The 20,765-nt window shown below is 68.2% G+C and carries 13 protein-coding genes; 3 read left to right on the top strand and 10 right to left on the bottom strand.

Annotated elements, in window-relative coordinates:
• Positions 1-2 precede the first annotated feature (2 nt).
• The gene (locus tag ACH4EB_RS16405) at positions 3-2,681 is read left to right on the top strand and encodes a pPIWI_RE module domain-containing protein (RefSeq protein ID WP_398348170.1); all 2,679 of its coding nucleotides are present in this window, start codon (positions 3-5) and stop codon (positions 2,679-2,681) included.
• A gap of 275 nt (positions 2,682-2,956) precedes the next feature.
• Here the strand turns inward: ACH4EB_RS16405 and ACH4EB_RS16400 are convergent, their stop codons facing one another.
• The 5 genes from ACH4EB_RS16400 to ACH4EB_RS16380 are packed head-to-tail and all read right to left on the bottom strand — an operon-like array spanning position 2,957 to position 13,949.
• On the bottom strand, positions 2,957-4,510 hold the full coding sequence (locus tag ACH4EB_RS16400) for a hypothetical protein (protein WP_398348169.1): 1,554 nt from the start codon (positions 4,508-4,510) through the stop codon (positions 2,957-2,959).
• Positions 4,507-7,404 carry a pPIWI_RE module domain-containing protein gene (locus tag ACH4EB_RS16395; protein ID WP_398348168.1) on the bottom strand — a complete coding sequence of 966 codons (2,898 nt, stop codon included), beginning with the start codon at positions 7,402-7,404 and terminating at the stop codon, positions 4,507-4,509. Before ACH4EB_RS16395 ends, ACH4EB_RS16400 begins: the two co-directional genes overlap by 4 nt.
• Positions 7,401-11,012 (bottom strand): signal recognition particle, encoded by a 3,612-nt coding sequence (locus tag ACH4EB_RS16390; RefSeq protein ID WP_398348167.1) that lies wholly within the window; start codon positions 11,010-11,012, stop codon positions 7,401-7,403. Before ACH4EB_RS16390 ends, ACH4EB_RS16395 begins: the two co-directional genes overlap by 4 nt.
• Positions 11,012-12,190, bottom strand: coding sequence for a hypothetical protein (locus tag ACH4EB_RS16385; protein ID WP_398348166.1), 1,179 nt, complete (start codon positions 12,188-12,190; stop codon positions 11,012-11,014). The genes ACH4EB_RS16390 and ACH4EB_RS16385 overlap by 1 nt, the downstream gene beginning before the upstream one ends.
• A gap of 1 nt (position 12,191) precedes the next feature.
• Positions 12,192-13,949 carry a PD-(D/E)XK nuclease family protein gene (locus ACH4EB_RS16380; RefSeq protein ID WP_398348165.1) on the bottom strand — a complete coding sequence of 586 codons (1,758 nt, stop codon included), beginning with the start codon at positions 13,947-13,949 and terminating at the stop codon, positions 12,192-12,194.
• 98 nt (positions 13,950-14,047) lie between these two features.
• Here ACH4EB_RS16380 and ACH4EB_RS16375 point away from each other — a divergent pair, with 98 nt between their 5' ends.
• The gene (locus ACH4EB_RS16375; protein ID WP_398348164.1) at positions 14,048-16,087 is read left to right on the top strand and encodes an N-6 DNA methylase; all 2,040 of its coding nucleotides are present in this window, start codon (positions 14,048-14,050) and stop codon (positions 16,085-16,087) included.
• 1 nt (position 16,088) lies between these two features.
• Positions 16,089-17,393, top strand: a complete 1,305-nt coding sequence (locus ACH4EB_RS16370; RefSeq protein WP_398348163.1) for a serine/threonine-protein kinase — start codon at positions 16,089-16,091, stop codon at positions 17,391-17,393.
• 12 nt (positions 17,394-17,405) lie between these two features.
• On the opposite strand, the gene ACH4EB_RS16365 is transcribed toward ACH4EB_RS16370, so the two are convergent.
• The 5 genes from ACH4EB_RS16365 to ACH4EB_RS16345 form a co-directional block, all read right to left on the bottom strand.
• A complete protein-coding gene (locus tag ACH4EB_RS16365) occupies positions 17,406-17,954 on the bottom strand; it encodes a hypothetical protein (protein ID WP_398348162.1) in 549 nt (182 codons plus the stop codon).
• A 570-nt stretch (positions 17,955-18,524) separates the two neighbouring features.
• Positions 18,525-18,800 carry a helix-turn-helix domain-containing protein gene (locus ACH4EB_RS16360; protein WP_398348161.1) on the bottom strand — a complete coding sequence of 92 codons (276 nt, stop codon included), beginning with the start codon at positions 18,798-18,800 and terminating at the stop codon, positions 18,525-18,527.
• A gap of 356 nt (positions 18,801-19,156) precedes the next feature.
• On the bottom strand, positions 19,157-20,143 hold the full coding sequence (locus ACH4EB_RS16355) for a sacsin N-terminal ATP-binding-like domain-containing protein (protein ID WP_398348160.1): 987 nt from the start codon (positions 20,141-20,143) through the stop codon (positions 19,157-19,159).
• Positions 20,144-20,433: 290 nt separating this feature from the next.
• Positions 20,434-20,595: a hypothetical protein gene (locus ACH4EB_RS16350; RefSeq protein WP_398348531.1), complete on the bottom strand. Its 162-nt coding sequence runs from the start codon at positions 20,593-20,595 to the stop codon at positions 20,434-20,436.
• Positions 20,596-20,607: 12 nt separating this feature from the next.
• Positions 20,608-20,760 carry a hypothetical protein gene (locus ACH4EB_RS16345; RefSeq protein ID WP_398348159.1) on the bottom strand — a complete coding sequence of 51 codons (153 nt, stop codon included), beginning with the start codon at positions 20,758-20,760 and terminating at the stop codon, positions 20,608-20,610.
• Positions 20,761-20,765 lie beyond the last annotated feature (5 nt).

Here is a 20,765-nt window from a genome sequence, read left to right as displayed (position 1 = left end):
TCATGTACCAGACCATCCGCCCGGTGGCGTACGAGCCGGACCCCGCACACGGACCCTGGCAGGAGCAACTGCATGTCCTACGGCTCGGCGAGGACCTGCGGGCGGCGCTCGTCCGACGCTACGGGTTCGCCGACGGACATGCCGATTGGTCTCTCCGGCTCCCCGTCAACCGACTCAACTCGCTGCTGCGGGCCATGGCGCCCGGCGTCCTCGCGACCGGCCGCAACGCCGGGACCGACGGCCGTCTGCCCTGGTTGTACGCGCGTGAGGCCGTACCACGGAGGGTCCTCGCGACAGTTCTCGGCACATGGGCGACCAGCCTGTCCGACAGGGAAGACGAGGACGAGATCGATGGCTGCGACCTGGAGGAGGTCCTGCTGGCCGACAACGCGGCCACGGAGGTGCGACTCCCGACGTGGGAGACGGAGAAGGTTGATCTCACGGAGACCGTGATGTCCCCGGGCGGGACGGCCGAACCCACCCAGCGGCTGTACAGCCTGTTGCCGGAGGCGATCGCCTTCCGCCTTGCCGCCCGTCCCTACCGGGCCCGTGGCGCCGCACTCCACTTCCGGGTTGTCAGCTCGGGGAACGGGGCCGAACTGGTCTCCTGGCCGCCGCTGCGGTACGAACACCGGAAACAGACCTGGTACTACTCGGCCCGCGTGAACATCACCGTCCACACGGTGCCGTTCGCTGCCAGTTTTCGCGTTCATGTGTCCACAGGGGTGCGCCGGTGGGTGACCCGACCGGACGTGCGGGCCAGGGAGCTGAGCGGGGCGACCGTGTTGTTGGATGCCCCGCTTCCGTGGCCGGAGGGCCCGCACCAGGGCTACCGACTGACGGCCAACACCCTCGTATACGACCGGCGGCGGAAGGAGATCACCTGGCGTCGCCACAGTCCCGTGTTGGCGCTGCCGGAGCTGGACATCGTGCGCCACTACCCGGAACCCACTGAACTCCTCGCCTCCGCGGAGAAATGGATCAACGGACAGCGGGATGTCGCCGCCGGCATCGTCCACCACACCACGTTCGGCACGCACGAGGTCGGGTCCGGACTGATGCCGCGGGAGCGATCGGAGTTGGACGCCTGGGTGGAGGAGGGGCTACGGCCCGTTCTGCGCCGGGCCGGCGATCTCACGCGGGTCACCCGGAGCAACACCCCTTCCCTGCTGCCGCGTTCGGCCGAGAAATCCGGACCGGACACCAGGGAGGTGCGGAAGGCTCTCCTGCGTCGGGCGGCTCTGGCCCGTGCTCTGGACGGTCGGTCTCTGGACGTCGATATCGTGTGGCAGGCACCGGAGACGAGGGCGGCGTTGCTCACAGAGCTGCCGAATCTCATCGGGCTTGCCCCGGGAAGCGGGGTTGCTCAGGCGGAGAACACTTGGCAGTGGCGGTCCGAGGGCATCGAGATCAATGTACGGACCCGGCCCGCCGGTGCCCTTGTCGACGCCCTGCGTATCTCGGGCGACCGCAGGCGCCGCAGGGCTGTTCGACTTGCCGAGGCCATCACTGACCGCTGTGCGTTCGTGGCGGAGCGGATGGATCCGCCGCGAAGCGAGGTCAGCCTCGTCATCGCCGAGATCCCTGGTAAAGGCGCCTTCGCCACCGCCCCGGACTCCGACCCCAAGCACGCGCTGCGTATCGCGTGGGCTCGGCAGGGGCGGCTCAGTCAGTTCGTCAATCCGGCCGACGACCACGCCGCGAACACCTCGGAGCATCGTGCCCGTTGGACATGGTTGGACGCCTTCCGACAGCTCGGAGCGATCAGCCCGCCTGCCCATAGAGTGGGAGCCGGCATCCCCGGTGATCTCCAGTACGCCGCACTCTGGCTGGTGCGGTACACCAAGAAGGGGCCCACACGATGTCCCGCACGTCGGCTTGTCGCGGTGCGCGTACGCCCGGACAACGGCCCCGGCACCATCGAGGGCTGGAAGGCCGAGCGAGCCGAGTGGGTGCCCTATCCGCAGTTGTTGCTGTCGCTGGCACAGGAAGAGCACCAGGACGAGGGGGCAGAACACCAGTGGCAGCAGGAGACCGAGCGGCAGATCCGGGCGCTCCTCTTCCAGCTCCGAGGCCGACCGACGCTGTTGCTGGTCGGCGCCGGAAACCTGCGCCAGTGCTGGCCTCGGTTGCGCAACGGCGCCCTGGCACGCGACATGCTGGGATTCGGGGCCGAACCCGACCAGCCTCTTCGGGTCTATGGGGAGGACCTCCGTGCGGTGCTCGTTCGAGACGCGAACGGCCGGTATGAAGTGGCCGAGTGGTATGCCCACGACGGTATGGAGAAGATCGGCTTCTCCGAGGGAGTCTGGGCGTCGGCCGAGCCGGAGAACCGCGTCTTCGCCAGTACGGCCGGGACCCCGCATACGGTGGCGAAACTACCGAAGGGGCTGAGGAAACTGGTGCCGACAAAGGAGTGCCCCACAGCACCTGGGAAGACTGCCTGGAACCCCGCGCAGCTGGAGGTGACGGTGCTCGGCTGTCTGTCGGAGAAGGCCCTCGCGGACTCGGGGCGCGAGCACGTCATCCCCGACCGCCCCGCCGAATGGGCCACGCTGGTGCACCAACTCCGCTACCACGATGACTATCCACCGCTGGCCCGCCCGCTCCCACTGCACCTCGCATACCTGGCCGGACAGTATGTGCTTCCCCTCGTCGACGCCGAGCAGCAGCACGGCTGACTCCGGACCCGAGACGTGATCACCGGCTCACAGAAGCGTGTGGCCATCGGTGGATGAGGTTGTGATGAGCCAGGTCGGAGAAGTAGCGGTGCCGCGACCAGGCTTCGTGGTCACCGATGGCGATGAGCCGACGGCGTGCGCGGGTGATCGCGACGTCGAGGAGGTTCGGCTTCTGGGAAGCCCGGTCGCAGGATCCAGCTTGGCCGGCCCCTGTCCCCAGGAGGCGGATCACCCTGTCCGCTGCCTTGCCTGGTGAGGACGAGGACCGATTTTTTTCACGGAAATCGTGGACACCGAAGACAACGGCCCGCGACCGGTCGGCGCCGGACGTCACTCGTGCGCTCCTGCGTGCCGGTGCCGGTGCCGGTGCCGGTGCCGTCAGTGTCGCTCAAGCGGTGCAGAGCGCCCATCGTGGGCCCGCGGCTCTGCGAGGGCTTCCTCGTACGTCTGTCACGCATGAGGGTGTGCTGGGTGCCGACGAGCCGGGGAGTGAGCCGCAGGGGGAGCTCCTCGATGGTATGAAGGAGACGGTCGTCCCCGAGTTCGGCCTTCCACACGCGATAACGAAGGTCCGGGCAGGCGGGATTGACCCCGATCTCGCCCTTGGGAAACGTCCCGTTGAAGGGCAGTGCCATGTCCATCTGATTCCAGTAGTTCCAGGCCTGGAATGCCTTCTCCTGATCGTAGAAGCGGTAGAAGTCCGGATACCTCTGGAAGCGGCGTAGCTCTCGATGGATGAGGTGGCCCAACAACGGGCCGAAGAACTCGGCCGCGTAGTCGAAGTTCCAACGGATGCGATGCCACTGTTCGGCGGCCATCGCTTCCGGCCCCAGAAGGCGCGCCGCCGTGAGATAGCTGATGCGGGCCGTGAGGTACGCGCGGGCGTGGGATGCCTCGATCGTCGGATCGATCCGTGCGAGGAGCTCTTCGAGACGGCTGAAGGCGGGACGGAAGCGGGCCAGATCGAAGTGTCCCGTCGTGCCGGGGAATCCCTTGAACAAGAGTTGCTTGGAGAGCCGGTTGTTGAACTCCCCGCGTTCCGCGAGCCGTCGGGTCTGGGCCGAGCGGGAGTGCAGCATGAGGTACTCCGAAAGGGCTTCGAAGTAGATGTAGCCCAGAATGGGCAGCCTGGAAGTGGTCTCGGAGAAGAGGCGGGGGAAGGCCTTGTGCTCCGTCGGTTCCGGTGTGAAGGCGATGGCTGCCGCCAGGGCCAGGAAGTCCGCCGAGTTCTTCACACGACACACCACGGCTTCGCGCAGGCGATTTCGCTCCTCCCTGCCCAGGAGAAACACGCGATCCAGGTGATTGCGGAGGCGGATCGGCCCCAGCCGAAGGTAATCGATGCCGGTGAGGCCGCGGTAGGTGTGACGAGGCAGCGTGATCTCCAGTACCAGCGGAATCGCGGTCCGGCCGACGAGCGGGGAACGAGCGACGGCGGCCGGGGCCTCCTTGGTGAGGATGTAGTCGGAGAGGTTGTGCATGCGCAGGCCCTTCGCCGTGGGCGTCAGCGGAGCGCAATAGACGCTTCCCACCAGGCAGCCGCCGGACGGTCGGAGTGTGCCGTGGCGCACGAGCTGTTCCACGGACCAGGTGACGTGGAGCAGGTGCAGGGTGTCGGCGTTCCGCAGCGCGTCGAACATGCTGTTCTGGACCAGCAGGGCGCCGTTCGGCGCGGTCTCCGTCAGCCGTGCGTGCCAGGCAGATGTCTGTTCGGCCAGCGGATCGCTGGGGCAGGCCGAGCCCAGGCCCGTCGGGGAGGAGTAGGAGACGTGGGCATCGGCCCACATGGCGTGGAGGTCGGGCGTGTTCTGCGTATCCAGGGCGTTCATGGGGTGATCGCTCCGAGGTCGAAGGAGAGTTGCACGGCTCCGTCGTCCTCGTCGGGCTCCGAGGGCTGTTCCTGGGTGGTGGGGAGGACGTACTCGGAGGCCTTGCGGGCCAATTGGAGGGGGAGGGGCAGAGCCAACAGAGGATCGCGTCCGGGGGACTGACGCAGCCGATGGGCGAGCGCCGCCCACAGTTCGGGGTCGTCGTCGGGACGGCATGCGGCAACGGTGATCTCCAGAAGGGCGGGGTTCCAGGCAAGCCTGCCTGTGTCGATCGTGATGCCGCTCTTGTCGCCTCGGGTGTAGGGGCGCAGGGCCCAGCGCGATGCCATGACCGACACCTGTGTGCCGGGGCCCGCCTTCTCGCTCGTGCTGCCGAACACCCGATGCCGCTCATCACAGCCCGGCGGCTTCCAGAGGCCGGTCGGGATGCCGAAAGTCTTGTCCTCCCCATCGGTGTCGCCCTGGGCATGCTCTCTGTGCCCCCACCACTGGGGTGTTTCGGTGCCGGTGTGGTCCCGCACGCGGACCACACGGAGATCGGGGCCTTGAAGCGCGATCCGTTGCGCCTGCTGACCGTGGAGTTGGATCATGTCCGGCTGGATGTGGCCGTTCTGCAGCCAAGGCCACAGCTGCCGGGTGTTCTGCGCGTGGAGGAGTAGAAGCGTGGGGCGATCGCGCAGACCGAAGAGGATCTCCTGGACCGTGGATGCCAAAGCGGTCCGGCGCTGTTCGATACCACTGCCCGGTTCGGTATCCGGATCGAAGCCGTCATTGTCCTCCGCGCCGTCCGGCTCGGACGGCGCGTCCGCGTCCCACTCGGAAGGCTCCACGTCGTCCTCCGCTGTGGGCGATTCTGCTGATTCCGCCAGACGAATCAGAAGCTCGGGGTAGGAAACCCAGGTGCCGGACCGGTGGTCCCAGCCGGTGATCCGTTCGGCGGCGGGCGCGGTGGGACGGATGCGTACGGCGATCGGCACGAGGTCCGCCTGCCGCGTGGGTCCGTCGCGCCGCCGTCTCACCAGCCACAGGGCCGCGTACTGCATGTCGTCCGGGACGACCGGACCGAGACGATGATCGGGCACGGCGCGATGGCCCAGTTGGCGCAGGCCGTCCGTCCAGCAGGCCTCGAACTTCTTCGCCCGGGCCGTGTCGGCGTCGGAGAACCTGGAGTTTGCCCGCCGGGGATTCACCACGAACTGCGTCACCCGTCCCGCGTCCCTGAACCCCAGGCGCAGGGCGAACTTGGGGTCGGCGGAGCGAGGTGAGTACGCGTCCTTGTGGTGGATCTCGACGAGGGCCAGGGTTACTCGGCCCTTGGCCGGCGCCTCGGGCAGCCGTCGCACAACCTGGTCACGACGAGCCGCGAGAGCGGTGCGCAGCACCTCGGTCCGTACGTGTCCGTCGGCGGGGAAGGACAGGCCGTCGGCGAGCTCACCGACGGAGGTAAGGCGCAGCTCCACCGTCAGCTCCGGAGTTCGCCAGGAGAGGGTCTCCTCCGTTCGGTCCCCTGCCTGGTCCTGCCGTGCGGGATCCACCTCTTCCGGGAGTCCGAGCACGGTGCGAAGGGCTCGCACGCCGGCGTCCCGGTTGGGTCGGGTGAGCCAGAGGAACTCCAGCCGCAGTGGCTCGCCTTCGAGAGGACTGGCCACTTCTCGGCGCAGCGCCGCGGTCTCATCCGCATCCCGGGCCTCAGGCTCCTCCTGACTCTTCCGGGCGCCCCGTCGCGAGCGCAGGTACCGGTCCGCCCGCACCTGGTCGGGCGCCCGGACCAGCCCTTCGGGCAGAGCCTGCTCGAACCACTCCATGAGTGGTACACGATCGCCTGGCATGAGCCCGGGTTTCACACCGTGGGAGCCCATCGCCGTGCTGTGCACCACAGCGGCGGCGACCTGGCCCGTCCGGTCGAGCCAGTCCTCCGGGCTACGCAGGAGCTCGCCCGGTTCCGGGAGCGGCCGGCGGAGCCGCAGCCGGGTGAGCATGCCGCTCGGGCCACCGGCCTCCCAGGCACGGGCACCGAGCTCGCGGTCATAGGCGAGGCGCCCCACGGAGAAGCGGGCGGAGGACCGGTGGCCGTCGCCGATCCACGGGGCGTCCGCGAGCAGGTAAACGGACGCTGCTCGGCGAGGCGGGAGGTACAGGCCGTTCCGTCCGGTACGGGTCGCCCATCGTCGGACCCCGGAGCGTACGTGGATCTGGAGGTCCGGAGAGAAGGGTACGGTCTGCAGCGTCACGGTCAGAAGCGCCGAGAACCACCAGCTCCGTCCGTCTTGGTCGTCGTAACGATCGGGAGGCCAGGAGAGCAGTTCGGCGCCCCGGTCGGAGGGTCGTCGGGCCACCCCTCGGAAAGCGAGAGAGCCGCCTGGGTAGGTGAACGGGTCCGGGCATCCCAGCACCAGATCGGCGATCGCGTCGGGCAGCAGTTGGTAGAGCCGGTCCTCTGGAGCGGCGGTGCCGCTCGGCGTCGTGGCCCTGGACAACAGGGAAACGTCCTGCTTTTCCCACCGCAGTTCGCCGAAGCGCAGCTCGCGCAGCGCCTTTCGTACCTCAAGGCGATGCTCGGGCTCTGGCCGCAGATCCTGTACCCAGGTGGTGAGCAACGCGGAGAGGACGTCACCGGGAACCGGTGTGCGGGCGTAGAGCCAGGGCTCGTCCCGGGACACGTCGATCCACTTCGCCACCGATACCACTTCGGGGGTCAGGGCCTGAAGGAGTGCGTTCAGGCGTCCGACCGGCACGCCGTGACAAGTGTCCGGTTTCCGGAGTCCCAGCCTGTACAGATCGAGGAGACGCTTGCGATGGAATTCCGGAAGGGACAACGTGTGATAGGCGACGGTCCATGCGGCCCCTGGGGCGGGGGCGAAGCGGGCGAGGCGGATGGCGTCGTAGCGGGTCATGCGGCTCCTCGAGTGGTGCGGCGCGGAGCGTCCGGCCGGTACGGAGGGATGTTCTCCAGTGCCTGGTAGAGGGGCTCGTAGAGCATCTTCACCAGATGCCGGTCGGCCGACGGGTGCGGACCGTCCTTGTCGAAGTACGGGGCGAGGACGTGGAGCAGGCTGGCGAGCAGACCGGTGCGGAAGTCGTCGGGTCCTCGACCGGCGGCCTCCCGCTCGGCGAACCGGGAGTCCACGAAGACCACGCGGGCCGGGACCCCGCCACGTACCAGACGTCCGATGACCTGCCACATCACCACGAGCCGATCCCAGGTGAAGGCGACCTTGTCCTCGTCGTTCAGCTCTCGCCAGGCCATCCTCCGGGTCAGCAGGTGCTTCCATCGGATCCGTGCCTCGCGGCGGAACGAACGCCCCGCGGCGTCGAGATCGGGAGCAGAGGCCACCAGCTCGTCGAAGCCGCCGTCGGCCACCAGACGAGTCGCCCAGCTGTTGATGCCCTGGACCGCGATACCGATGTCGTACGGGCGGGGATGGGGGCGGGCGAGGAAGAACACCGAGCCGATGGCCGCCTGGCCGGCGTCGTTCAGAATGTTGTGGCCCCGTTCCACGGACATGAGTGGTGCGATGAGGATCTGGGCGTCCATGGTTCCGAAGGCGGAGACATCGCCACGACGCAGCGTCCTGGACTGGGTGGCTGCGAGGCGCTCACCCGGGTCGGCGCCGCCGAAGGACACCTCCAACTCGGCTTCGTCCGGGACGAGTCTGCACACCCTGCCCTTCCAGCGGGGGATGGCGTCGAGGACCTCGAAGGCCCGGCGCGCCTCGTCGTAGGAGCCCACGAGAAGAAGCAAACGCTTCCGACGAGCGCTCGTGATCAGTCTCAGTTCTTCCTCAAGTGTGCTCTCGAACTGACCTTCGCGAGGTCGGGCGAGTCCCTCGAGAATCAGCTCCAGGACCTTGGGGCGCAGGTCGGGGCGGGTGCCGGAGAGGTGGAGGGGTCTCCCGTCCGGTCCGGGGACGAAGACCTTGCGGAAAGTGGTCCGGAGCAGCGCGGCCTGCTCTTTGGGCGAGATCTTGAGAATGGCCCTGACTGGCGCCAGCACATGCGCGCCCGCCGCCGTACCGGCCCAACTGGTCCCGGACATGAGAAGTACGTGAGCGGTCGGGCGGTCGTCGAGCGCGGTGACCCGGTGCAGCCCGGTGAGCAGGGCGCGACCCACCCCGGTGCAGCGAAAGAACCGGAGTTCGGCTCCGGCGGGGTCTCTCGTGGCCTCCAGGTTCTCGGTGAGAAGCTGGAATCCCAGGATGTTGCCCATGGGGGACTCGGGCAGGAGCGGGCCATAGTCGAGCGGCGGCCGACGGGCGAGCTGGTTGTCGGTCGATTCCAGGTTGAGCGCGGCCTCCACTGTCGGCCACAGCTCCGTGAGGACATCAAGGCGCTGCTGCAGGACGCAGACCAACAGGGTGAATTCGAAACGCAGGGTCCTGCGGCGCATGTCCGCGTCGGATCCGGGAGCGAGCCCTGACAGTCGGCTGAGCGTGGCGCCGGCCTGGAGACGGGTGGTTTCCTCGTCCAGGGTGTGGAGGAGCGCGCGGGCGAGGGCGATCAGGTCTGTGAGTTCGGGGTCGTCCGTCCGCTCTCCGCCGAGTGGGTCGTCGCGGAAGGCGTCCAGCACCTCCGTGACGACGGCGCGTCTGGCGTCGAGCGGGTCCTCAAGCTCCCCAACGGCCTCGGATTCCGCACGGGAATCGTCGTCCAGGTCCTCGTCGAGGTCGGTCTCGTCAGGGGCCTCCTCCTCGAAGTCGATGTCGGGCTCGTCGTCCTGGTCCGGCGCGTCGAGGGAGGACGGCTTTCGGAACCATTCGTCGAGCAGTTTCTGCTGCAGTGTCCATGAGCTGAAGTAGTCGTCCCTGATCCATCGTTGGAGGCTGGGGTGACGCATCAGCATCGAGTACAGCCTGTTGGTGGCGGCGATCGAGGCGGTCAGGGAGGAGGACCAGCGGTCCACGTCCGCGTCGGACAGCTGAAGGCGTCCGTACCGCGCGAACTCATCGGTGGTGTGGGTCTGGAGTTCGTCCAGCCATGAATCCGGGGAGCGTCCGACCAGGGTCGCCGAGGGGACGAACATCGTGTCCAGCTGCATCTGTACGCGGTCGGCCTCGTCCACGATGATCAGATCGCTGCGGACGCAGGCGACCTCCAGGAACCGGGCTCGCTCCCGGTTCTGGTGTCGGGGCGTCAGCCCGTAGACGAGACTGGCGGGGTTGGCCACCCAGATGTCGGCGTCGACCAGGGCGTGGGCGCCACGATGACGAGGACAGGCGCCCCACAACGGGCAGCCTTCCGCAGTGCCCATCCGGCCACTGTCCGCGTCGTCGGGATCGAGGTGGGGAGCGGCGGCGGGCGGCTCCGAGGCGGTGTGTTCGGTGGTGTCCTGTGGTATGTCGTCCTGCGCCCGCCCCTCCCTGCGGGGGGTCGCGGGATAGAGGCGGGTGCAGGGCGAGTCGGCGAATTCGAGTGGCTGCAACGCTTCCCTGCCGCGCAGGGCGTCGAGGGGGCAGGCGGTGCTCAGATAGGTGAAGTGCTCGGCCTCGTGGCTGAGCAGGGAACCCGCGCCCGCGCCGGTGAGCCTGCGGTGCATGCGCTGAACGTTCCGAATCCGGGTGGACGCGCCCAGTACCGGAGCGACCTTCAGTTCCAGGAGGCGGAACAGCTCCACCAACCTCAGTTGTTCGGCGACGTCGCCCACGACGACAGTAACCCTTCGCCGCTGCCGGACGGTCTCCACGGTGAGTACATCGCGCAGCGTGCTCTTGCCGGCGCCGACCATGCCCACGAGATGGAAAAGGCCCGATACGGACAGCGTGTCCTTCTCACCGAGCGAGCCGAAGGCAGATCGTGTGGAGTCGAGCACGTCCAGCTCGATACGTCGTACGCGCCGGACCCAGGACGCGCGGGGGTCCGTGACGCGCAGCTTCCGGTCCATCCACTCGGCGGTCTCCTTCAGCCGGGCCAGGGTCGTCTCGATCGGCTTGCCCGCGTTGGGGGGAGGAACGAGGACTTGGGGGCGAACGGTGGCTACTGGCAGATGCCGGGGAAGGCGCACGGACGTGATGAGCTTGCCCTGCGGAAAGCGGTACGACTTCCCGGTTCGGGCGATCGCCAGCCGTGGCCGGGAGTAGAAGCGAGGGGCAGTGGTGAGGGCCCGCTCGTACAATTGCCAGCGTTCGGCCAGGACCGAAACCTCTTCCCGGACGGCGGCCGCGTGCATGTCGACGATCCGGTAGCCGCGCACCTCGGCGGGGAAGGCGGCGTACTGCTGTAGAGCGCGTTCCCAGGTGCGGGGGCGCCGTAGCGGCCACAGCAGGTGTCTGGCCACCCTGAGCATCCGCTCGCGCTCCGTGGTTTTGTCCTGTGCGAGGGCGAACGGGTAGCCGCCCAGGAGGGTCCACGCCGCGATAGCCGGCTCGCCGGGGCACAGCCTTTCCAGCAGGTAGAGGCCGAGTTCGACGCGGAGGAGGCGAGGGGCACGGGCCGGGCCCGTGTCCACCGGCCAGGCGGAACGGACCCGGTCGGCGTGTGGAGTGCCCCAGAATGTGCGGTCGCGCATCAGAACAGTCCCTCGGCCGGTTCGTCGCTTGTGGTGTCGACGCCGGACAGCCTGGGCCCGGCAGCCTTGCGCACGGTGTCGACGAGTTCTCTGTCACTGATGAGTTCCGGTGACGGGCTCGGCCGGTAGCGCTCGAAGACCATGCGGTAGGTCGGCTGTTCGTGCAGCCGGGCGGACGGGACCACCCAGACGCACCGGTCGTACGGAGGGCCGGACAGCGGTGGAGCGGCCCGGCGGCCCAGCAGGGCCGGGCTCGCCCAGTCCTTGTGCTCGACCGCCAGCGTGGTCCCGTCGGGCAGCCGTACGCGCATGCCGTATGCGCCGTAGTCGGGCCACAACTCGACGTCCGCGCCGCATTTGACCAGCCTGCGGGCCAGCCGTTCCTCCAGGATTCCGGGGGCCGCCACCCACTGGCGCAACGGCCCGATCAGGAGGTGGACGCCTCCGTCGTCATCGGCCCGGAATTCGCGACCCGGTCGGACGGAGTCCCGGTCCTGACAAGTCCGGCGTTCACACCACATTCCGCCCGTGGTCGTCGGATGCAGCAGGGTGCGGCAGCGGCCGCACGTCGTGTAGATCCTGCGCTTGCGGTCGAGGTAGGACGCCGGAGCCGGCTGGTAGATGTCGTGCAGCAGTTCTCCGAGGGGCCCCAGAAGGCCGTCGTCCGCTGAGGGGAGGGTGACCAGATCGCGGTACGTCAGGACCGGGCGTCGGATCAACAGGCTGCGGAAGGCCTGATATGCCTCGGGGTACTCCTCCTCCCGGCAGCGCGTGGCCGCCGTGCCCATGAACGGCCGCTCCGAGAGCGCGGTGGATTCCTCCGCGTCGACCGCCCACTCGTAGCAGAGCTGGGTCGGCTGGCGTGTCGCCTTGTCGAGCAATAGGGATCCCGGTCGGATCGCGTCGGCGGGCAGGGTGATAGACCAGCGGTCGATGGGACGGAGGGCCGCCCACTCGACCAGCTTGGGAAGGCTCTCGGGCGGATCGGCCTTGAGCAGGAGGCATGCCAGGACGGTGTCGTTCAGGGCTTGCTGTGCCTCCTCGGGATAGGGGCGGCTCAGCGACTCCGTACCGGTGGTCTCAGCGAGGCGAACCATGGCGGTGGCGACGCCCTGAAGCAGGCGGATGTCTTCCGACTCCGCCCACGGTGTGGGGCGTACGGCCTGAGTCTGATGCATCTCAGCCTTTCGGCGCGCTGGAAGTGGGGGTGGCTGCGGTGTCCGCGGGCGGAGCCGGGCGGCACCAGACGGCCATTTCGCAGCTTCGACAGTGACGGCCGGGGCGAGCGGGGGCGTCGGCGTCGGCGTGCCAGTCGGTGGCCAGCTCGTGAATGGCTCGGCGGGCGGCCGCGCGATTCTCCGGGGCGAGCGGGTCAATGATCGTGAGCCGGGCGCCGGCCGGACTCAGGAGCTCCAGCTCCACACGGGCGGCGGAGGCGTCGTCGTTGAGGACGGGGCTGGTGCTGAGCAGCACGGCGAGCGCGAGTTGGGGCCGTGCGCGGAAGATGTCGGCATCTTCGGGCGGCGGGTTGCGCCGTGCGTCCGTCTTCGTCTCCCGGTAGACCCAGGAGGGCCCGTCCCTGTAGATCATGTCCGTCTTGGCGAGCACGAGGACATCGGCCGAGGTGTCGTGCAGGACGAGCGTCCGCTCGTGAATGGCTTCGTGGACCGTGGACAGCTTGTACGGGCAGTGGCGGGAATGCGCGGCGATCATCTGTGCACCGAGTTCTGCCTGCTCCTCCGGTACCGTCCAGCGGCCGGCCGACCAGGGCGTCCGCCCGTCGGGTGCGTTCTCGGGCCGGCACGCTGTCCCGGGACCGGTCTCATGACGCCGCTGGATCCACTCGTGCACCGCATGGCCCCGGATGACTTGGGGGGTGAGCGCGCGCCCCTCGGGGTCCGGCAGGCGGAGACGCCGTAGGCGCTCGCGGGCCGGGCAGCCTTCGTCGTGCCCTGGGCGGCCCATGTAGGAGCGCCCGTTGGTGACCGACCAAATGCGGCGTGGTTTCGTCCGGTCCTCGATGCCGAGTGTTCCGCCGATTCGGCTCAACGCGGGGCAGCTGGGAGCGTATTTGCAGTCCTCGCAGTCGAAGCCGGGAAGGAACCCCCCGCCGGTGACGGCCTTGGTCAGCTCTGGAGCGCCGTACGCGGTGTAGCGCTCCGCGACTTCCTCGGGGCTTTCGCGGAGCAGTTCGAAACGCTGCCCGTCGAGGCAGCTCACTTCCGTGATCCTTACTTCTACAGGACGCCGCCGAGCGGCATCTCCGACGTCGTGGGCGGGCTCGGCGCCCTGGCTCCACCGGTGAGGGGCAGGCAGCCGATACGGCTCGCCGAGGCTGACGACATGGGCGGCCGCGGCCAGGTCCGCGCGTTCCGTTGGGTCGACGACGTCATGTCTCGCACGGTCGGCTGAGGCCACGTATCGGGCGACCGGCACGCACAACTCGCGGATGCGCCCGTCCGCGGAGACGTATGGGCGACCCCAGACACATTGTTCGTAGCGCTTGGCGCCGCGGGTGTCGGCCTTTCCCAGGGACGTGACGACAACCCAGGCGCAGTCGACGGGTAGGAGCCCAGGCGGCCTGCCCTCCAAGTAGCGATCGACCGCGAACCGGGTCCAGGAGGCGAGCCCCGGATCGGCCTCCGGCCGTTCATGTGTGGCCGCCAGGGCCTGGTGGAGGGCTTCCTCGGGCTGGACACCCCCGTACTCGATCAGGTCGAGCGCGGTCCCCGTCGGTCCGAGGTTGAACGTCTCCCGCCGGTCGGGTTTGTACGCGGGCAGTGGGCCCTGGGGAATCCGGAATCCGGTACGTGCCCTGAGGGCCTTCTTGTACGGGCAGCGGCCGCTGCCCTGGCGTAAGGAGGAGCCCGCAAACACGCGGATCAGCCTCTCGGACGTGGGCCAGGTGCTTCCGGGTGGTGGGGTCCAGATCGCCATGAGTTCTCCGCGGCGTCGGCCTTGATGGGATGCCACTCATGGGATCATGTTCGCGTGAAGCTAGTCAACAGATTCATTCAGGTGATGTCTATTAACGAATGGCACGCTATGGTTCTTCGGAGAACTCGCGTGAGGAGGGCACGATGGTGAGCGAAGCCACGGTCACGGCAGCCGAGATCGCCCGGATCGCGGGGGTCGGTCCTGCGGCGGTGAGTAACTGGCGCCGGAGATATGCGGAGTTTCCCACTCCTGTGGGCGGTACGGCGGGGAGTCCCCAGTTCTTGCTTTCGGAGGTGGTGAATTGGCTCGAAGGGCGCGGTCGGTCGGTTCGTATCACGCCGGCCGACGAGGTGTGGCGGGCGATGGAAGCGGTGCGGGACCCGGCCCGTCCGGGCGCGATATTGGCGTCGGCCGGGTTCCGACTGCTCGGCGAGGAGCCATCCCGGCGCCAGGCAGGAGCGGAGGACGGTGCACCTCCTCTGCCTGCCGCCCTGAGCGCCGACATCGAGGACCTGGGGAGGAAACTGGGCGCCGCTGGTGCGTTCGAGCAATTGCTCCATCGCTGGACGGAGGCCCACGCACGTCAGGTCGAAGTGACACCGTCTCCGGTAGCTGCGTTGATGTGCGCGTTGGTCGGTTCGACGGATGGCGACGCGCCGGTGTCCGTGCTCGACCCGGCGTGCGGCACCGGCGGTCTGCTTCTCCAGGCCGCGGGGAGCGGGACAACCGCCCTGCTGGGTCAGGACCTCGATCGCGACCTCGCCGCGATCACCGCCGTCCGGCTGCGCCTTCACGGACACGACGTGTCCGTGAAGCCCGGTGATTCCCTGCTGGGGGATGCCCATGCCGCCTCGCGTGTTCAGGGCGTTGTGTGCGACCTTCCCTCTGGCCAGCGGGACTGGGGGCGGGCCGAACTCGGTTACGACACTCGATGGACCCATGGCCTGCCGCCGAAGGGAGAGCCGGAACTCGCTTGGCTTCAGCACGCTCTGGCTCATCTCGACGACGGCGGCCGCGCTGTCCTGCTCATGTCGGCGGGCGTGGCCGCCAGGCCCTCGGGGCGTCGTATCCGGGCCGAGCTGCTGCGGCGCGGCACCCTTCGGGCGGTCGTGGCTCTGCCCTCCGGATCCTCCCGGACACCGGGTGCCCACCTCTGGATCGTCGAGCGCACCCGGGCAGCGGCGCCGCCAGAGGATGTGCTGTTCATCGACGTAGATCTGTTCGTCGGCCCGGACGCGGAGCAGTCCGGCATCACGACGGACTGGGACAACGTACGGGCGGCGGTCACTTCGGTGTGGCACCGGTTCTGCGAGGGAGAGGAACTCGATGCCGACTTCGCCGCCAGCGTGCCGGTTACGGTGCTCCTCAGCGACGACGCGGACGTCACCCCGGCGCTGCACGTGCGCAGGGAGTCAGGCGGTCCCGTCGATCTGACGTGCTTGGAGGAGGACCGTGCTGGGTGGCTACGGTTGCTGAACGGACTGCCGAACGCGCTTCCCGCCGTACGGGAGACGCCCATGCCGCCAACCGGTCCGTCTGAGGGCGATACCTCGCCCCGCGTCTCGCTGGACGACCTCATCCGGTCCGGTGCTCTTCGGACCTGGCGGGGTTCCACAGTCCAGGACACAGACGACGGGGCGACGGTGCGGGTGCCCCTGCTCACACTGGACGACGGGTTGTCCCGAGCAGGGCCGAGCGGTCACACCTACGCGGCCGAGAGCGAGCGGCTTCGCGAGGGGGACGTCCTGGTCTTCGCCGCCGCACCGGAGCGCGCGCGTCCCGCCGACCCACGGGAGTACGGCGCCGTAGCCGGGCAGGGCGTCACCGTCCTGCGTCCAGAACGGGCTTCCCTGGACCCCTGGTTCCTGGCCGGGACGATAACCGGTGGCCCGGGCACCGGACGCTTCGGCGCCCCCGCGGTCACCACCGGCCGCCGGAGCCGCCTGGACACAGGACGTCTCTTTCTCCCGGTGCGGTCACAGGAGGAACAGCACAGGATCGGCCAGGCGTTCCGGGACATCGCTCGGTTCGAGGAGTCCCTGGCCGCAGTCGTCGACCAGGGCCGCAGTGTCGCCCGCCAATTGGCCGAGGCACTGGCGGCGGGGCTGGTCGACCCGATCGACGACAGACGGAGATGAGATGGCGTGGGCAAACGGTGCCGGCAGGTTCGAGATCCGCGCGGGCCGAGTCTTGAACACCCGGTACCGACTGGACAGCCCCTTGGGGGCCGGGGGCATGGGGATGGTCTGGCAGGCGTACGACCAGTTGCTCAGTCGGCCGGTGGCGGTGAAGTTCCTGACTCCCGACGTAGTCGCCACACCTGAGCATCGCAGGGAGATGCTCAGGCGTTTCCTCCAGGAGGCCGGAGTCACCGCGCGGTTCACACACGTCGGCGTGCCGGCGGTGCATGACTGCGGTGAGGAGGACGGGAACTTCTACCTCGTGATGGAATTCGTCTCCGGTGTGTCCGTGGAGGTCCTGATCGACGAGTGTGGCGTACTTGAACTCCCCGTCGCCGCCAGCGTCGTCGTGCCTCTGTGCAACGTCCTCGCGGAGGCGCATCGCGAGGGCATCGTGCACCGTGATGTGAAACCGTCGAATGTGATGATCTCCGAGGAGGGTTACACGAAACTGCTGGACTTCGGTATCGCTCGCGTGTCGGGAGCCGTGGATGACACCCGACTGACGAGAACGGGTGGCACCCCCGGCAGCCTGCTCTACATGTCTCCCGAGCAATTCCAGGGCGGGGAGATCACCGCTCGGTCGGACCTCTACAACCTCGGCTGCCTGCTGTATGAAATGCTCACGGGCCGCCCCGTCCTCCTCGACGAGCAGGATCTCTGGGAACGACGGAGGCTGGGCCGAGGCTCCCACCCTTCGTTGGGCGCCCTCACTGTCGGACTCCCCGATGAGGTATTGGACCTGGTCGATCGGCTGCTCGCGGTGGATCCCGCGCATCGCCCAGCCACTGCCGACGAGGTCAACCGTGTCCTGCGTGCCTATCTGCCTGCCCCGGGCGCCCCTCCTCCGGTGGAGCTTCTGCCGTGCGATCCGACCCGGCCGTTTCGCGCGCTCTTCGCCCCCGAGGAGCCCCGCATCCTCTTCGCCGTCGAACCCTCCTCCACACCACAGACGTTCCGTCCGCGGGGCGACGTCAAGGATCTCCACCACGAGGTCCGGCGCCTGCTCACGGAGGATCCGGGCAAGGCGGTCGACCTGCTCACCGAACGTCTCCCCGACTTCGGAGGGCAGTACGGCTTGAGGTCTCCTGAAGTCCTCGACCTCCGCGTCGACTTGGCGGAGGCTCTGATCGCCCGGTGCGACGGTGAGAAGGCGCGAGCCGTGTGCATGGAGATCCGGGAAGACACCCTCGGTGTGGAGGTGCTCACGGTCTACTACGCGCGAGCGGAGAAGATGCTTAAGATGCTTGCTTCCGAGGACTGACGCGACCAGGTGTCAGCACTCGGTCGACTGCTCCACCTGCTTCTCGTACCGGTCCGCCCAGGCCGCGATTCTCCGACTGATCCGGTCGAGAGAATCGCGCACTTCCCTCACCTGCTCCCAGCCGTCGCGGATGACGAGGATCGGCCCACCTTGCTCCGTCGGTACCTCCGCCATCGTCGAGCCCCTCCTGTGGAGGGCATCGACTTTTCGCGCAGGATCGCCCAATTCCTGGAGGAAGTCTTGAAGCCCACTTCGGTCTCCGGGACGGGGCCGGCCATTGCCGTAGGGGTGGCGGACCACGGCGTAGGTGACGCTGCGAGGTTGACTGTCGACCGTCGGCACCGGTGTCCCCGCCTGGTTCACATTGAGGAGTCCTTCGCCCCTTCGCCCGGCGCGGACGATCCCGCACGCCTGGAGGATGCCGTGTCGTCGGGACAGCATGGCCCGCAGCACCGGTCCGCGCCGAAGACGCTGCAGGGTCATCTGTTCGGCCATCGCCATGTAGAAGGCAGCTTTGACGAAGAGTTCCGTTCGGGCGAGATACTCGTAGCGGGCGAGCACCGCGCCGGTGTGGTCGCTGGATCCGTCGTCGACAACGACGATCTGTTGTCTCCGCCGCGGGGACCGTCGGGGTCGAAGGTACACCGGTTGTAGGTGGCCAGCACCGCCGAGGCGGGGCAGAGGGCGGACGGTTGGAGTCCCTGCGAGCCCAGGTCGGTATGGCGCTGGCGGATGCAAGGCAGCCAAGTTTCGCTAGGTTCACCCTGGCGATGTGGCACCTCGTGACAGATGAGAGGGTCGGGCGGGTGAGTGAGACGTCGGTGAAGACCCTGCAATACCGCTCTGATGGGCCGGAAGACGCACCTTGTCTGGTTTTGGGGGCGGCACTTGGTACTACGTGGCACATGTAGTAGAAGCCGTCCAGGCGCGTCCAGTAGGTTCAGGGGGAGAGCGTAAGTCCAGGTCAGAACGTTGTGGCGTGATGGTGTCCGTGGAGTTGGTGACTCGGCTGTGATCGCTCGTGACATGTGAGGGCCCTGCCGGCTCGCTTCGACGGGGGCCTGCGTAGACGGGACCTGATGCGAGGACGCCCCGCCGGCTTGCTCCGGCGGGGCGTCCTCGTGCAGTTGGTCAAGATGGCTTGGTGCTTGCGCTGGAGGCTGTGTTGTACTCCGGCTCGCCGCTCTCGAGTACCCGGAGGAGCGAGGCGGTGACGACGCGGGCGGTGCGGCCTATCGGCAGTACGCGGCATGGGAATTCCCCGCGGCGAACAAGGTCGTAGCTCTTCGACCTCGACAAGCCGAACGCCTGGGCGGCGTCCTCGACGCTCGCGGTCCCGCTCCAGGTGGCGCGGATGTGCTCAGGGCTGAACGGGTCATGATGCGTCGTGCTGCTCTGGCTGGGCATTCCTGTCCGCAGTGCCTTTCGGGTCGGGTTGCTTCCGTGAGTGGGGAAGCAGGGAGAAGCGGTGGACTACCAATAATCCGAGGAATCGCCGGTTTGGGAAACCGGTCGTTTGCGGATACTCTGCGTTGCTCAGTGTCAGGGATGAGTTGGAATGGGCCCAATCGGTGCCAGCATTGCCGGTTGCAGCCGTCGGCATTGTCTCTACGTGGTTCTGGTTACGCAGCTTGTTGCCCGGGAACGGGGCGGCCTGGTCCTCGCCCAGCGGCAGGAAGGGTGTAGATCTGCCCGCGTCGCGGTCGGCGGGAGGCGGGCAGCGGGAGTGCGACCTCGACGACGGCGGGCCGCTTCCACTCCTGTCACGTGTCGTCGAGGAGCCCGGAAGTCACGGCCTCGGCGAGCGTGCTGTTCAGCCGTTCCTTTTCCACGGTGCCCTGGGCTACGAGATAGGTGCCGGACGGCCCCAGGTCCACAGTCGCACAGGTGACGGGGAGTCCGTACCCGGCGCTGTCCTGCGCCACCGCGAAGCATTCCGCGGAGCGGGTCAGCTCGTGCCGCTCGTGCGCCTCGTGGCGGTCGTTCAACTCGCCCGTCTCGCCACCGGCGGACCGCCGTTCCAGCGTCAGGCTGGTGAGCCGGTCGAGGAATAGCATCGCGGGTACCTTCGCCCCGGCGAGCTCGCGCATCCGCAGCCGGACCTCGGCCCGGGCGGCCTCGCCCAGCAAGGGCAGCCGGACGACGGTCACGTAGCCCTGGGCGGCGAGCTGTCGACAGGTCGCGGGCACCTCGTCCAGTGGCAGGGGTGCCTGGAGCGGCGGATACTTGGCGGCCACCTTGTGGGCGTTGTCCTCACCGGCGAGGACCTCCTCCACGTCATCCTTCTGCGCGAAGCGGAAGCAGTACCCGTCCAGTTCTGGGCCGAGCGGGCTGTCGGGGTCTGCGCTGTAGATCTCGGGCGCGTTACTGATCAGCAGGATGCTGCGGAACCCGACCCCCTTGTTCCCGATGCCCTCGCCGACCTCCTTCGAGCTCTGCGCGAGCTCGCAGACCCGTTCGACGTCCCGCCAGGTGAAGGGCGTGCCACCGTTGGCGACGTACAACGTCCCCCACTCGCCCTCCGCCTCGTCCAGCAGGACGTGGATCCGTCCGTCGCGGCGGTCCTTCGGATGTGCGTCGTAGCCGTTCTGCAGCAATTCGAAGAGCGAGCGGCCGGCGTACTCCCGCGCGCTCGTGTACGTCGCGGCGTTCACCTGCCGTGCCATGCGCAGGACTTGTTCCGACCGGGCCCCCTCCAGCACGGACCGGCCGTACTCCCGCATCTGCTGGGCCCGGGCGTTCCTCGCCATGGTTGTACCCTCACCGTTGTACTCATGCCTGCTTTCGCGCGATGTCCTGTTCGAGCTGTGTGACGCGTTGCTGTGCACGGTCGGCCCGGTCTGCACGCTCGTGGGCCTGGCCCCCATTCCCGAGCACCGGCGTGGACACATGCCCTCTACGGCAGGCTGACCAGGGTCGAATCGATGCCGCTCGGTGCGTCGGGCTCTGGTCGGGGTGTCGTTGCTCCAGGCAGCTTGATGGCCGCCTGCCAGGCCTTTGGCTGGGGCCGAGTTGGTCAAGGGAGAGTATGTCTGCTGGCCTACGGACAGACCTCCACGGCCAGCCACTCGGCCAGCGCCTTCTCATCCGCAACCGTCGAGGGCCGAAATCCCAGGGCCTCACGGATCTGCTCGTGGTGGTACTCGGCAGTCCGGCCGACCAGCGTGTACTTCGCGAAGTCGGTGGCCGGAACCTTCACCAGATCGGCGACGTATTACACCGCGGTCGGCGGGATCTCTTCCAGCACATCGGGGAACTGGCCTTCCGACTCGAAGAACTTCAGCAAGAGGCTGAAGCCGAGCCGGGGCGTCCCGCTCTTGTTCGCCACCAGCTCCCAGTCGCCGTCTACCAGCGTCCAGTTCGCCAACAGCT

The organism is Streptomyces sp. NPDC018045 (assembly GCF_044327445.1).
GTDB lineage: Bacteria > Actinomycetota > Actinomycetes > Streptomycetales > Streptomycetaceae > Streptomyces.
This window is presented reverse-complemented; position numbering and strand designations above follow the sequence as displayed.

What these genes read in the sequence shown, in the direction of transcription:
- ACH4EB_RS16370 (WP_398348163.1), top strand. Translation starts at nt 16,089, where the DNA reads ATGGCGTGGGCAAACGGTGCCGGCAGGTTCGAGATCCGCGCGGGCCGA.
- ACH4EB_RS16375 (WP_398348164.1), top strand. Translation starts at nt 14,048, where the DNA reads ATGGCACGCTATGGTTCTTCGGAGAACTCGCGTGAGGAGGGCACGATG.
- ACH4EB_RS16380 (WP_398348165.1), bottom strand. Translation starts at nt 13,949, where the DNA reads ATGGCGATCTGGACCCCACCACCCGGAAGCACCTGGCCCACGTCCGAG.
- ACH4EB_RS16355 (WP_398348160.1), bottom strand. Translation starts at nt 20,143, where the DNA reads ATGGCGAGGAACGCCCGGGCCCAGCAGATGCGGGAGTACGGCCGGTCC.
- ACH4EB_RS16385 (WP_398348166.1), bottom strand. Translation starts at nt 12,190, where the DNA reads ATGCATCAGACTCAGGCCGTACGCCCCACACCGTGGGCGGAGTCGGAA.
- ACH4EB_RS16405 (WP_398348170.1), top strand. Translation starts at nt 3, where the DNA reads ATGTACCAGACCATCCGCCCGGTGGCGTACGAGCCGGACCCCGCACAC.
- ACH4EB_RS16395 (WP_398348168.1), bottom strand. Translation starts at nt 7,404, where the DNA reads ATGACCCGCTACGACGCCATCCGCCTCGCCCGCTTCGCCCCCGCCCCA.
- ACH4EB_RS16400 (WP_398348169.1), bottom strand. Translation starts at nt 4,510, where the DNA reads ATGAACGCCCTGGATACGCAGAACACGCCCGACCTCCACGCCATGTGG.
- ACH4EB_RS16390 (WP_398348167.1), bottom strand. Translation starts at nt 11,012, where the DNA reads ATGCGCGACCGCACATTCTGGGGCACTCCACACGCCGACCGGGTCCGT.
- ACH4EB_RS16360 (WP_398348161.1), bottom strand. Translation starts at nt 18,800, where the DNA reads ATGCCCAGCCAGAGCAGCACGACGCATCATGACCCGTTCAGCCCTGAG.